This window comes from Thalassobacillus sp. CUG 92003 (assembly GCF_013618635.1).
GTDB lineage: Bacteria > Bacillota > Bacilli > Bacillales > Halobacillaceae > CUG-92003.
Genome location: NZ_JABLSJ010000013.1, coordinates 86,326 through 100,520 on the forward strand (window position 1 = coordinate 86,326; position 14,195 = coordinate 100,520).

The 14,195-nt window shown below is 43.2% G+C and carries 15 protein-coding genes and 1 other annotated feature; all 15 genes read left to right on the forward strand.

The features are described from left to right. Positions 1–468 (forward strand): rRNA maturation RNase YbeY, encoded by a 468-nt coding sequence (gene ybeY, locus HOP45_RS17230; protein ID WP_181350624.1) that lies wholly within the window; start codon positions 1–3, stop codon positions 466–468. Next, positions 443–811, forward strand: coding sequence for a diacylglycerol kinase family protein (locus HOP45_RS17235; protein WP_370458058.1), 369 nt, complete (start codon positions 443–445; stop codon positions 809–811). The genes ybeY and HOP45_RS17235 overlap by 26 nt, the downstream gene beginning before the upstream one ends. 98 nt (positions 812–909) lie before the next feature. Then, positions 910–1,815, forward strand: a complete 906-nt coding sequence (gene era / locus HOP45_RS17240) for a GTPase Era (RefSeq protein WP_181350625.1) — start codon at positions 910–912, stop codon at positions 1,813–1,815. Positions 1,816–1,910: 95 nt separating this feature from the next. Further along, positions 1,911–2,057, forward strand: coding sequence for a YqzL family protein (locus HOP45_RS17245; RefSeq protein ID WP_181350626.1), 147 nt, complete (start codon positions 1,911–1,913; stop codon positions 2,055–2,057). Positions 2,058–2,079: 22 nt separating this feature from the next. Then, positions 2,080–2,823: a DNA repair protein RecO gene (recO, locus tag HOP45_RS17250; RefSeq protein ID WP_181350637.1), complete on the forward strand. Its 744-nt coding sequence runs from the start codon at positions 2,080–2,082 to the stop codon at positions 2,821–2,823. A gap of 49 nt (positions 2,824–2,872) precedes the next feature. Next, positions 2,873–3,043: a binding site (T-box leader), on the forward strand. 72 nt (positions 3,044–3,115) lie between these two features. Then, on the forward strand, positions 3,116–4,003 hold the full coding sequence (glyQ, locus tag HOP45_RS17255) for a glycine--tRNA ligase subunit alpha (protein WP_181350627.1): 888 nt from the start codon (positions 3,116–3,118) through the stop codon (positions 4,001–4,003). Then, positions 3,996–6,080, forward strand: coding sequence for a glycine--tRNA ligase subunit beta (glyS, locus tag HOP45_RS17260; RefSeq protein WP_181350628.1), 2,085 nt, complete (start codon positions 3,996–3,998; stop codon positions 6,078–6,080). The genes glyQ and glyS overlap by 8 nt, the downstream gene beginning before the upstream one ends. A 49-nt stretch (positions 6,081–6,129) precedes the next feature. Next, a complete protein-coding gene (gene ccpN / locus HOP45_RS17265; protein WP_181350629.1) occupies positions 6,130–6,792 on the forward strand; it encodes a transcriptional regulator CcpN in 663 nt (220 codons plus the stop codon). A 31-nt stretch (positions 6,793–6,823) separates the two neighbouring features. Beyond that, positions 6,824–7,648 carry a pyruvate, water dikinase regulatory protein gene (locus tag HOP45_RS17270; RefSeq protein WP_181350630.1) on the forward strand — a complete coding sequence of 275 codons (825 nt, stop codon included), beginning with the start codon at positions 6,824–6,826 and terminating at the stop codon, positions 7,646–7,648. A 198-nt stretch (positions 7,649–7,846) separates the two neighbouring features. Further along, a complete protein-coding gene (locus HOP45_RS17275; protein WP_181350638.1) occupies positions 7,847–8,305 on the forward strand; it encodes a DUF188 domain-containing protein in 459 nt (152 codons plus the stop codon). A 30-nt stretch (positions 8,306–8,335) separates the two neighbouring features. Then, on the forward strand, positions 8,336–10,153 hold the full coding sequence (gene dnaG, locus HOP45_RS17280) for a DNA primase (protein WP_370458059.1): 1,818 nt from the start codon (positions 8,336–8,338) through the stop codon (positions 10,151–10,153). 49 nt (positions 10,154–10,202) lie between these two features. After that, positions 10,203–11,321, forward strand: a complete 1,119-nt coding sequence (gene rpoD, locus HOP45_RS17285; protein ID WP_181350631.1) for an RNA polymerase sigma factor RpoD — start codon at positions 10,203–10,205, stop codon at positions 11,319–11,321. 325 nt (positions 11,322–11,646) lie between these two features. Then, positions 11,647–12,012, forward strand: coding sequence for a cytochrome c550 (gene cccA / locus HOP45_RS17290; protein WP_181350632.1), 366 nt, complete (start codon positions 11,647–11,649; stop codon positions 12,010–12,012). 41 nt (positions 12,013–12,053) lie between these two features. Continuing rightward, entirely contained in the window at positions 12,054–12,884 is an 831-nt protein-coding gene (locus tag HOP45_RS17295; protein ID WP_255437735.1) for a tRNA (adenine(22)-N(1))-methyltransferase, read from the forward strand. After that, positions 12,881–14,002 carry a Nif3-like dinuclear metal center hexameric protein gene (locus HOP45_RS17300; RefSeq protein WP_181350633.1) on the forward strand — a complete coding sequence of 374 codons (1,122 nt, stop codon included), beginning with the start codon at positions 12,881–12,883 and terminating at the stop codon, positions 14,000–14,002. Before HOP45_RS17295 ends, HOP45_RS17300 begins: the two co-directional genes overlap by 4 nt. The last annotated feature ends 193 nt before the right edge of the window (positions 14,003–14,195 follow it).

The following is a 14,195-nucleotide window of genomic DNA, read 5'->3' on the forward strand; positions in this document are numbered from 1 at the left end:
ATGCATATTGATTTTCACGATAAGACGAATTCTGTGGATGAGGCGTTTACAGATTTGATTCAACGTCTGCTCAATTTCACAGCTGAGCAAGAAAACCTGACAAAAGAGAGTGAAGTGTCCATCAATTTTGTTGATAATGACGAAATTCAGACCTTAAATCGGATATACCGACAAAAAGACGCCCCGACGGATGTCCTGTCCTTTGCCATGCAAGAAGAGGGAGAAGGGGAGCTTAAAATAGTAGGAGAAGAGTTTCCGGTTGTGCTCGGAGATATTGTGATCTCGATAGATAAAGCAAACGAGCAGGCAGAGGAATACAACCATTCGCTTGAAAGGGAAATAAGCTTCCTAGCACTTCACGGCCTATTACACCTGCTCGGTTATGACCATGGTAATACCGAAGAAGAAACCAAAATGTTTAAACGACAAGAGGTATTGTTAAGTGAATTCGGATTGGAAAGACGGTAAGCGCAAACGGGGTGCTGGGTTCCGATATGCGTTCCGAGGGGTGCTAATGGTATTCAAAGAAGAAAGAAATATGAAAGTACACGTGTTTTTCGCTATGCTGGCAATAGCCTGCGGGGCCATGTTTGGTATCCGACAAGTCGAATGGCTGATTATAACGGTGACGATCACGTCAGTTATGACGTTAGAAATGGTCAATACGTGTATAGAACGCATCATGAACTATGCCACCACAGACTATGATCCCAAAATAAGAACGATAAAAGACATAGCGGCCGGGGCTGTGCTAACGGCTGCTATAGCGGCCGTGATCATAGGATTGATCGTGTTTATTCCATATCTTTAGAATCTTTTGGTCGTTAGCCTAAGGATGGACATGAAAAGATGATGGAACTATAGTAAAATAAAGACAGGAAGCGACGTTTACAAAATGGAGGACACAACATGGAGCAAGCATATAAATCAGGGTTTGTCGCAATTATAGGTCGACCGAATGTTGGTAAATCAACATTTATGAATCATGTCATTGGTCAGAAAATCGCCATTATGAGTGATAAACCCCAAACAACGCGCAATAAGATACAAGGGGTGATGACTGAAGACGATGCTCAAATCGTGTTCATTGACACACCTGGCATCCATAAACCTAAGCATAAGTTAGGAGACTTCATGGTCAATGTGGCGCAAAGAGCTCTGAATGAGGTTGACGCTATCATGTTTATGATTGATGCAGAAGAAGGTTATGGGCGCGGAGACCAATTTATCATCGACCGCCTTCAGAACGTTGATCGCCCTGTTTTTCTCATCGTCAATAAGATTGACCGTGTCCACCCTGAGCAACTGCTTCCTTTGATTGACGGTTATCGGGAACGATATGATTTTGCTGAAATTATCCCCATATCTGCTATCCAGGGGAATAATGTTGAGCACCTGGTCCATGTTTTAAAAGAGCATTTACCTGAAGGGCCTCAATATTATCCGGAAGATCAGATCACCGATCATCCTGAGCGTTTTATTATAACTGAAATGATTAGAGAAAAAGCACTACATCTCACGAAAGAAGAAGTGCCGCACTCCATAGCGGTCGTCATGGATAGCATTGAATCCAGAGAAGATTCGGATACCGTCTATATTCAAGCGACGGTCATCGTAGAACGTCCGTCTCAAAAAGGGATTATTATAGGTAAGCAAGGCAGCATGCTGAAAGAAATAGGCAAACGGGCACGTAAAGATATTGAAATACTGCTTGGAAGTAAAGTCTATCTAGAATTGTGGGCTAAAGTGCAGAAAGACTGGCGGAATCATCAGAGACAATTAAGCGATTTTGGTTACAACAAGGATGAGTACTGACGTTTGGAAAATTTTAAGTGTCATGCTTTCAGTCAATTAAGAACATGCTATGGTTAAGTATCTTGCTTTCAAATCCACGAAAGGCGGTGTTTCTTGTGATTGATTTCTCATGGAAGGTTTTCAGTCAAACAGGAAACATAGAAAGTTATTTATTGATGAAAGAACTTCAATTGATTCAGCAAGATGATAGTGAAGAAGGTATAGACACTGCGTCCCTGTTAGAAAATGACCGTCAGATTTAAATGATGGGAATAGGTGAATCGTTTGTTAGAGAAAATAGAAGGTATTGTGCTTCGCACGAGGGATTATGGAGAAACACATAAAATTGTGACGTTATTGACCAGGGAAAAAGGTAAAATAGGGGTCATGGCTCGCGGAGCAAAGAAGCCAAAGAGCCGAATGTCTTCAATAACCCAACCTTTTATACATGGCCAGTTTTTAATTCAGATAGGTTCAGGCCTCGGGCAGTTGAGTCAAGGTGAAATGTTGACTTCCCTAAGAGCAGTTCGGGAAGATATTGTGCTCACTGCTTATGCCGCCTATATAGCTGAGTTGACCGATAAACTTGTGGAAGAAAAGGCACCGGATCCTTATTTATTCCAGCAGTTTCTCCAGACTTTGATCTGGTTCTCAGAGGGCAAGGATCCGGAAACGCTTGTGCTGATGTATGAGATTAAACTGTATCAAAAGGGTGGTTTTGCCCCTCATGTCAGCGCATGTGTGCATTGTGGTGAATCGCAAGGGCCGTTTGCTTTCTCTATTGCTGAAGGCGGGTTTTTATGTACGCAATGCAGGTATAAAGATTCTGAGGCTATAGGTCTTCCAGAAGAGCTGGCCAAACTGCTTCGCTTATTTACCTTGATTGATATCAGCCGTGTGGGGAATATATCGATTAAAGAAGAAAATAAGCAGCGTTTACGGCAATTGATGGATCGTTATTACGACCAATACGGTGGTTTTTTTCTGAAATCCCGAAAGTTTTTAGACCAACTTGATCTCTTTAAGTAGCATTGTTGACAAACGATTACTGATTCAGTATGATGCTATTACTGAAGATAAACGTGCGGTGAAGGAGAGTAGTAGCTGAGTGTCGTAGTGTTAGCGAGCCTGTGACGGTGAGAGACAGGTGGCTGGGATTCAGTGAAGGCGTTCTGGAGCAATTATTTTTGAAGTGGCTTCGATTTTGAAGCAATTAGGGTGGAACCGCGGGAAAACTCCCGTCCCTATGCGTAACGGGCATAGGGACGGGAGTTTTTTTGATTCGCACTAGGATGACTATAATGAACGTGGAGGGATATCGGTGAATATACAGGATATGATTCTAACCCTGCAAAAACACTGGTCTGAGCAAGGCTGTTTGCTGATGCAAGCATATGACGTGGAAAAAGGTGCTGGCACAATGTCACCTATGACTTTATTGAGGAGCTTGGGACCAGAACCATGGAATGTGGCGTATGTTGAACCATCACGCCGCCCTTCCGATGGACGGTATGGACAAAACCCGAATCGTCTTTATCAACACCATCAATTTCAAGTGATCATGAAGCCCTCACCTGACAACATCCAGGACATATATTTGGATTCATTGAAAAAACTTGGGATTGATCCACTTCAGCATGATATCCGGTTTGTTGAAGATAACTGGGAAAACCCTACGCTTGGTGCCGCAGGCCTGGGATGGGAAGTGTGGCTAGATGGTATGGAGATTACGCAGTTTACATACTTCCAGCAAATAGGCGGTCTGGAGGCGAAGCCTGTTTCGGCTGAAATTACGTACGGACTGGAACGCCTTGCCTCTTACATCCAGGATAAAGAAAATGTGTTTGAACTTGAATGGACAGATGGCGTAACCGTTGGTGACATATTCATGCAACAGGAAATCGAACATTCTACCTATACCTTTGAAGCATCAGATGAGGACATGTTGTTCCAGTTATTTAACATCTACGAACAAGAAGCCAAGCGAATCATGCAGGACGGTTTAGTATTTCCAGCCTATGACTACGTTTTAAAATGTTCTCATACATTTAATCTCCTCGATGCCAAGGGGGTTATATCAGTGACGGAGAGGACAGGCTACATTGGCCGGGTCCGGAACTTAGCACGGCAGATTGCTAAAACATACGTGGAGGAAAGGGAACGGCTTGGATTCCCGATGCTGAAAAAGGAGGGGACAACTCATGACTAGATCCGTATTATTTGAAATTGGTCTTGAAGAAATGCCTGCGCGCTTCATTGATGATGCGCTGGAGCAATTACGAACAAAGACAGCAGCTTGGTTTGAAACCGCTGGCGTCCCTTATGAAGCCATAAACGTATTCGCCACCCCCCGCCGCTTGGCCATTCACGTTACGGGAGTGGAAGAAAAACAACCGGATCGTGAAGAAGAAGCTAAAGGACCTGCTAAGACCATAGCTTTGGATGAGGAAGGAAATTGGTCGAAGGCTGCGATTGGTTTTTCAAAAGGCCAAGGGGTGTCGGTCGAAGATATCTATTTCAAAGAAGTAAAAGGCACAGCGTACGCTTTTGTAACCAAATTCATTGAGGGAGCTGCTACGATTGACCTGCTCCACCAATTCAAAGATATCGTGTTAGCATTAACCTTTCCTAAAAACATGAGATGGGGGAGCCAAGACCTTCGCTATGTACGCCCTATCCGTTGGTTGGTCGGCTTATTTGGATCTGAGGTAATCCCTTTCGATATCGTTGGCGTATCGAGCGATCGTATCTCATACGGTCATCGTTTCCTTGGCAGCCGGATTGCTTTCGAGACTGCTGATGATTACGTTGAACAATTGAAACAAGACTATGTCATTGTTGACCCTGATGAGCGCGAAAGAATGATCATGAACCAGATTCATGACCTCGAATCTGAGAAGCAATGGGAAATATTAGTCGATCAAAATTTATTAAGAGAAGTGAACCATTTAGTAGAGTACCCCACATTATTCAATGGCGACTTCAACGAAGAATTCCTTGTTGTACCGGAAGAAGCGTTGATCAAATCGATGAAAGAACATCAGCGTTATTTCCCTGTACGTTCAAAAGAGGGTACGCTGCTGCCTCACTTTGTAGGTGTAAGAAATGGTGATGATAACTTCCTTGGCCAAGTTGTCAAAGGGAATGAGAAAGTGCTGAGAGCGAGACTGGCTGACGCACAATTCTTTTTTGAAGAAGACCAAAAAGGAAGCATTGATCAGAAAATGGCGAAACTTTCCCGGATTGTTTTCCAGGAAGAGCTTGGAACATTACAGGATAAAACAGATCGTGTTAACGATATTGCAGGTCGCATAGCCGATCGACTCGGCATGACAGAGGAAGAGAAACAACATGTGTCTAGAGCATCAGCGATTTGCAAATTCGACCTCGTCACCCATATGGTTGATGAATTTCCTGATCTACAAGGGGTGATGGGAGAAAAGTACGCCCGCTTATTTGGAGAGGAAGAGCAAGTTGCCAAAGCTATATCAGAGCATTACCTCCCTCGGCATGCTCAAGGTGCACTTCCCTCAACTGAAGCAGGCGCAGTCCTTAGCGTAGCTGATAAACTGGACACCATTATCGGAAGCATTGCGACAGGCATCGTGCCCTCTGGTTCCCAGGATCCATATGGATTGAGACGTCAGGCGTTAGGTGTCCTGCAGATTATGAACGTTTGGAAATGGAATATTACGGTGGAGGCATTAATCCAGAATGCACTCAATCGACACGAGGAGCTGAATCTCCCAACAAGACCAAGAACCGAGGTGGAAGAAGATTTGGCCAGCTTTTTCCGGATGCGTGCTTCTTACTTGCTTCGTGCTGAACAAGTGGAATCAGATATTATTGATGCCGTGTTAGTCGAAGGCATCGGGCATTATCCGTTTACGCTTCAAAAAGCTGGATTGCTAGCTGCGAAACGAAATGATGACCAGTTTCGTTCTGTTCATGAAGCGTTAGGTAGAGTGTTGAATCTAGCCGAAAAAGCATCAGAGCCTGCAGTGGATCCTGAATTGTTTGAGAACCAGTCAGAAGAAAAGCTATATCAGGTCCACCAGGAAATCCAAGCGCCATTTACGGAGGCCATCAATAATCAGCAGGCTGATGCAGCGCTGGCTCAGCTCGAAGCACTGGCCGATCCTATTCACGCTTATTTTGATCATACAATGGTCATGGTGGGCGATGAATCCAAGCAACGAAACCGTTTAGGGCTGTTGAAAAAAATCGCTCAAGATATTTACACGTTTGCTGATTTTAATGCTGTGCAATGGAAGCAGCACGTATAAGCATCCTTCTTTTATCCAGTCTTCAACTTAGCTATAATTAATAAATAGTATGTCACAGTTATGTGATCAGGGTGGTGAAAGGGTGGAACTGTCCAATAGACAAGAACAGATTATTCAGATCGTGAAAGAAAATGGTCCGATTACAGGGGAGAATATCGCGGATCAATTAAGCTTGACGCGAGCAACATTACGACCGGATTTAGCTATTTTGACCATGGCAGGCTTTTTAGATGCGCGTCCTCGTGTCGGTTATTTCTATACGGGCAAAACCGGTTCTGAATTGCTTACTGAAAAACTGAAGAAGTTTAAGGTGCAGGAATATCAGTCAATTCCAATTGTCGTTGAGGAAGATGTATCCGTTTATGATGCTATTTGTTCGATGTTTCTAGAAGACGTGGGAACGCTTTTTGTCGTGAACGGAAAGTCTTTGTTGGTCGGCGTACTATCACGTAAAGACCTGCTCCGAGCAAGTATTGGAAATCAGGATTTAACCACCGTACCCGTCCATATTATTATGACACGGATGCCCAATATTACGATCTGCAGAAAAGATGATTTATTATTAGATGCAGCTCAGCAATTGATTGAAAAGCAGATAGATGGTCTTCCCGTCGTAAAAGATTCTTCACAAGGCCTTGAAGTGACAGGAAGATTAACAAAAACGAATATAACTAAAGCACTTGTTGAACTCGCACGCGACCAGCATGTATGAGCGGCTTCCATATGCATGAGGAGGATTTCAGATGAACAAACCACTAATTTACGTGTTGTCAGATTCGGTCGGTGAGACGGCTGAACTCGTAGTAAAAGCATCCTTGAGCCAATTTGATGACGGTCCTTATGAGATACGTCGCATTCCCTATATAGAAGATAAAGCAACCTTAAATGAAGCTGTCGCACAAGCTAAAGAGAAACAAGCATTTATCGGCTTCACCCTTGTTGACCCTGAGCACCGCCGTCACCTGATTGAACAAGCTGAAGAAGCACAGATTGAATGCGTGGATATTATGGGACCCTCCATCGATGCCATGCGCAGGTTTTTTAATAAAGACCCCCGTCTTGAGCCCGGACTCGTTCATAAGTTGGATGAAGATTATTTCAAACGCGTGGAGGCCATTGAGTTTGCCGTTCGGTATGATGATGGACGTGATCCGCGCGGTATAACTAAAGCGGACATTATTTTAATCGGTGTTTCAAGAACATCCAAAACGCCCTTATCTCAATATTTAGCCCATAAACGGTTAAAGGTTGCAAATGTTCCCATAGTCCCGGAAGTCGAACCCCCTGAAGAATTATTCAAGGTGGATCCGTCTAAATGTATCGGTCTGAAGATTAACGCTGAAAAACTGAATAATATCCGAAAAGAACGTTTGAAAGCCTTAGGGCTTGGAGATCAGGCAAGTTATGCGAATCAAAGTCGCATTATCCAGGAATTAGAACATTTTAATAAGATTGTTGATGAGATTGGATGCTATGTGGTTGATGTCTCTGATAAAGCGGTAGAAGAAACGGCCAACATCATTACCAACAAAATGAAAGCTGATTCTTCACGTAAAAATGGTCAATAATATAAGTCGCGCTGGTCTAAGCGCGACTTTTCCATGGTAATTGCAAAAAAAATGTATAAAATACTCGCATTGAGTTAGACAATGTATTATAATTATATTTTGTGAAAAATTCTATCTAGAAGAGTTGCTCTTCTTTTCAGAATAATAAAACATTAATTATCGGGCAGGAATCCTAAGGATGTTGTAGAAATATTGAATATGCAGAATAACAAGCCAGTTGTTTTTGTGGATGCTGACAGTTGTCCGTTTAAAGACGTGATCGAAAAGATCTGTAAAGATTTTGAAGTTCCTTTATATTTTGTAATGAATGTTAACCATTATAATGATGAGTTGTCTTACGGAGAACCTGTAATGGTAGATGATGGTTCGCAAATGGTTGATATGTATATCATCAACCATGTTAAAGCTTTTGATGTGACCATTACGCAAGATTTGTCTTTGGCGGCTTTACTGACGCCACGTCGTGTTTACGTGCTTACCCCAAGAGGTAAACAGATTACAGAGGAGCAAGTTGATGAAATTATGTGGCGAAAGTATGTCCGTCAAACAAGCTCTCCTGAGGACAAACTGAAAGGGCCCAAAGCGTTAACAGAAGAAGATCGTTTTCGTTTAGAGCAATCTTTGAAAAAGATTTTGTCAAATATGAAGGGGATTTAGCAATTCATACCGAATAAGGCGAGTATGGTGATGAAAATGAACGGACGAATACCTGAGGAAACAGTGGAGGATATCCGCAAAGCCACTAATATAGTGGATATCGTAGGTGAATATGTCCAGTTGAAAAAGCAAGGTAGAAATTATTTTGGGCTATGCCCCTTTCACGGGGAAAACACACCGTCATTTTCTGTTTCTTCAGATAAACAGATATTTCACTGTTTTGGCTGCGGAAAAGGCGGAAATGTTTTCACGTTTCTTATGGAAGTTGAAGGTTATGCATTCTCTCAGGCTGTTCAACAATTAGCTGAAGCAGCAGGGTACAGCCTCCCTGAATCCGCAACCGACAAGACTCCTCAACAATCAAGCGAAGCCCAGTCAATTCTTGAAGCTCATCAATGGTTAGAGAAACTTTACCACCATTTGCTGCGTCATTCCAAAGAAGGAAAAGCCGGCTATCAATATTTATTGGAAAGAGGGTTCACTGAGGAAACCATTGAGCGGTTTCAGTTAGGGTACGCTCCCCAGTCTAAGGATTTTGTGGTGAAATTTTTAGAAAAAAAAGGTTTCCACCCACAAACGATGGTCAAAGCTGGTTTGTTAAATGTGAATGATGAAGGAGAATATGCCGATCGATTTAGAGGGCGCATCATTTTCCCGATTCACAATCACCATGGTAAAACAGTGGCATTCGGTGGCAGAGCTTTATATGATCATGACCCCAAATATTTGAACAGCCCGGAAACGGAATTGTTCCATAAAGGGAAGCTGTTATATAATTTTGACCTTGCACGTGCTGCTATTCGCAGGAACCAATCTGCCGTCCTTTTTGAAGGATATGTGGATGTTATTTCCGCTTATCAGGCAGGGGTGGAAAATGGGGTGGGCACGCTTGGCACAGCCATTTCAGACGTACAAGCCAAATTACTTCACCGCTATGTAGAACACGTGATAATATGTTATGACGGAGATGAAGCTGGCCTGGAAGCTACGATAAAAGCAGCCCGACTTCTGAAAAGAACAGGTTGTCAGGTTAAAGTTGCCCGCTTACCTGATGGAATGGATCCTGATGATTATATTCAATCTTATGGTGCTGAGCGTTTTCGGCAAGAGGTTATTGAAGCTCATACACCGTACATGACATTTGTCATGAATTACCTGAAACGGGATTATAATCTTCAATTAGAAGGAGATCGGATAGATTATATCGAAAAGGTACTTCAGGAGTTAGCTGATTTAGATAGAGGTATCGAACGCGAACATTACTTGACAGAAGTTGCAAATGAGTTTGACATGTCTTTGGAAACACTAAGACAAGAAGTCCAAGAGCTCAGAAGAAGTAAAGCCCCCGCCAAGGATAACTCTAGAGCGGTTAGGCATACTAATACGAAAACGGCTATTCATTTGCAGGACAAACTTTTGCCTGCATTTCAAAATGCAGAGCGCAAACTGATTGCTCATATGTTGAGAGATCCTCATATCGCGGACAAAGTCCAAGACGAAATAGGAGGAAATTTCAATATTGATCAACATCAAGTCATAGTTACCTATTTATATGCTTATTATGAAGAGGGTAACTTTTCTGATACTGCTCAATTTGTTGAACGGTTGTCGGATCCGGATTTGAAAAATCTTGTGGTCCAGCTTGCGATGATGCCAGTACTCGACGAAATTTCGGATCAGGAAATCAATGATTATATTTATACCATTCAAGCTGAACAAAGCAATAAGCATGATATACAATCGCTTAAAGCTGAACAGAAAAAGGCTGAGCAACAAAATGAACCGATCAGGGCAGCAGAAATTGCAATGGAGATTCTTCAGTTAAAACAACAGATGAAGCAATCATAAAAAAATGAATTGAATGACTGGTAAGGACACGTTGGAAGGAGGGGGACTTATGGCAGATAAGCCATCACGTTCTAAAGAAAATGAAAACGAACTGACGCTTGACCAAGCGAAGGAGCAACTGCTCGAAATTGGGAAAAAGCGCGGCGTTTTAGCATATGAAGAAGTCGCGGAACGATTGTCGAATTTTGAGTTGGAATCAGAGCAGATGGATGAATTCTATGAGCACCTGAATGAACAAGGGGTTGAAGTGATCGGGGATTCTGAGGAAGATCCGAGCATGCAGCAACTGGATAAAGAAGAGGAGTTTGACCTGAATGATCTAAGCGTTCCTCCCGGGGTGAAGATAAATGACCCTGTAAGGATGTATTTGAAAGAAATCGGTCGTGTCAATCTTCTTTCTGCAAACGATGAGATTGATTTAGCTCAACGGATAGAAAATGGAGACGAAGAAGCTAAACGGGACTTAGCTGAGGCAAACTTACGCCTCGTGGTCAGTATCGCAAAACGTTATGTAGGCAGAGGGATGTTATTCCTCGACTTGATTCAGGAAGGTAATATGGGACTGATCAAAGCTGTAGAAAAATTTGATTATCGAAAAGGTTATAAATTCAGTACCTATGCAACGTGGTGGATTCGTCAGGCTATAACGCGAGCTATTGCAGACCAGGCTCGTACGATAAGAATCCCGGTGCATATGGTGGAAACCATTAACAAACTGATTCGTGTTCAACGTCAGCTGCTCCAGGACCTTGGCAGAGAACCAACACCGGAAGAAATTGCAGAAGATATGGAGCTCACCCCTGATAAAGTTCGTGAGATTTTGAAGATTGCTCAAGAGCCTGTATCCCTGGAAACGCCAATTGGTGAAGAAGATGACTCGCATTTGGGCGATTTCATTGAAGATCAAGAAGCAACCTCTCCTTCGGACCATGCAGCTTATGAACTGTTAAAAGAACAGTTAGAGGATGTTCTTGATACGCTGACTGATCGAGAAGAAAATGTTCTCCGGTTACGGTTTGGTTTAGATGATGGGCGTACACGTACTCTTGAAGAAGTCGGCCGGGTGTTCGGCGTTACACGCGAAAGAATACGTCAAATTGAAGCCAAAGCGTTAAGAAAGCTGCGGCATCCTAGCAGGAGCAAACGCCTGAAGGATTTTATGGAATAACCGAATAGCTGACCCTAGTGATTGGCTCAGGTTGAATAGCATAGTCAGATGTTGTTATTCTCCTGAGTTTTTTACTATACGATTTGGCGTTCAGCTGATTTTGAAGTGCCCTGTTTAATCTTGTTTTTAATTTTACTGAATTGCATGTGATTTTGCAAACAGGGCTTTTGTCGAATAATGTTGTGATCCAAACTCGGAAGCATAAGTAGGCATCTGATGTTGTCTTACGTTTATTTCACTATATCCCTTTTCTAAGGCTGCGATTTGAAGTAAAATATACATAGTCTGATTAGAAGCAATGGGGATACATAAGGAGGAAATAGAGATGAAAAGAAACCCTGTGATTCCTTTTGGGTTGATAGCCGTACTGGGCATATTAGTGATGATTGTTATTTCTGCAGTCGGAACCAATCAACAAGAAGCGATAGAAGAGGGAGATTCAGGCGAGCAGTCTGAAGAACAGGCGAGCTCAGATCCAGAAGAAATTTTCCAAAATAACTGTGCTCAATGTCATGGCTCAGATTTGTCGGGCGGTAACGGTCCTGCGCTTCAGGATGTCGGCAGCAGTTTATCTAAAGATGATATTCTAGGCGTCATTCAGGAAGGTCCTGGAGCCATGCCGGCTAATGCTGTGCAAGGGGAAGAAGCAGATCTAGTTGCTGAATGGTTATCCAAAAAGACAGGAGAATAAGGGCAACAACCAAAAAGCTTTCTGAGTTCTCAGAAGGCTTTTTGATTATCAGCGCGGATAACCAATCCCTGAAAACGGCGATTCTATTGAATAACCTTCATCAGCCACCAGCAACGTTTAACACACTTTTATATATCATTGTGAAAGAGGAGTCGACCATGAACGTCAATCAATTATCGAATCGCTTGAGAACTGTTGCTGCTCAATTGCCGGAAGGTGCTAACTTTGCAGATATCGGTTCGGATCACGCGTATTTACCGTGTTATGTGTGTTTACGGGACGTCGACGCTAATGCCATAGCTGGCGAAATAAACCAGGGCCCGTATGAAAGTGCAATTGAAGAAGTTGAACGACAAGCGTTAACAGATCGCATCGATGTGAGAAAGGGAAATGGGCTTGAAGTGTTAAGACCGGGCGAAGTGGGGCAGATTGTTTTGGCTGGAATGGGAGGTCCGTTAATGACTGAGATTCTCAGAGAGGGCCAAAACAAATTAACCGGTGTACAGCGTATTATCGTCCAGCCTAATATTGAAGCCAGAGCTGTAAGAAGATGGTTTCTTCACCATGACTACACGTTAGTGCACGAGGAAATTATTGAAGAATCGGGGCACATCTATGAAGTGCTCACGGCAGACAAAAGAGAAGCGGGCACGGCATCAGAATATCAAATAGGGAGACGTGATGTGCAGTTAATGATGGGGCCGTATTTACTTGAAGAATGTACGGAAGTGTTCAAGAAAAAATGGCGCAAGGAATTAATGAAGAAACAATTCGTATTAGAACAAATGAAACTGGCGAAACAACCAGATTCACTCAAAGTGAACCAATTAAATACAGAGATAAACTGGATAAAGGAGGCATTGGACCAATGAACCCGTCCGTTCAAGGTACAGAATTGATTCATGCTTTTGAGAAATGGTGTCCTCCGCATCTGGCCTATGAATGGGATAATGTTGGCTTGAATGTTGGCACACTGAACAAACCGGTACGAAACGTCATGATTACGTTAGATGTGATGGAAAACGTAGTCGATGAAGCCATTGAAAATCAAGTTGACTTAATCGTAGCGCATCACCCCGTCATTTTTAAACCGCTGTCTCAGATTCATTCAAATGATCCCAAAGGCAGAGTGATCACAAAGTTATTAAAACACGATATTTCTGTGTATACGGCCCATACAAATTTAGACATCGTTGAGGGGGGAGTCAACGATGCAATGGCTCACGCTTTGCAACTGGAGCAACTCGAATCATTAGTCGAGACCCACCGTGAGGAACTCATCAAACTGGTCGTATTTGTTCCTGAAGATTATGCAGACACCGTACGCGATGCCATCAGCCAGGCTGGTGCCGGTCATATCGGAGATTATAGCCATTGTACATTTCAATCTGGTGGTGAAGGTACGTTCAAACCATTGGAAGGAACGAACCCGTTTATTGGAAACCAGGGAGAGATTGAGAAAGCTGCTGAAAAACGCGTGGAGACCATTGTCCCTAAACATAAGCTTTCTGACGTATTACAGGCTATGGAAGCCTCCCACCCTTATGAAGAAGCAGCCTATGACGTGTACCCGCTCAAAAATCAGGGGAAACTACACGGAATCGGGCGTGTGGGCGTACTGGAAGAACCGGTCACGTTGGAAACATTCTGCTCTCAGGTCAAGACAGCATTTGATGTACCGGCTCTGCGCGTAACCGGTTCCCTCGATGACATGGTTAAACGCGTGGCTGTATTGGGCGGAAGTGGCGAAAAATTTATCGATGCCGCCCAGTCAAAAGATGCTGATGTATATGTCACAGGGGACATGACCCTTCATCCTGCTCAGGATGCCTGGGCGATGGGGTTGAATGTTGTTGACCCTGGTCACCACGTGGAAAAGCTCATGAAACGATCTGTGCAGTCGTTTTTTAATGACACGTTCAATCATGAAGCAAAGCAGGTTCACATTATGATTTCTGAGGCACCAACAGAACCATTTCAGTTTGTATAAAACGGGTTAAGACCCCCATTAGGTAAAACGTAAAACCAACTCCTTATACCGTCAAACCCACAAACGATCTCGAAGCCGAGTCGTAGCTATAAGTATAAAAAAAGTAACGCTCTGAGTCCATTTGCTCAGAGCGTTATCTATGTGTGCCCGGCATGGGCATAAACTATAGGGTTCAAGTCCCGAACGGCGAAGG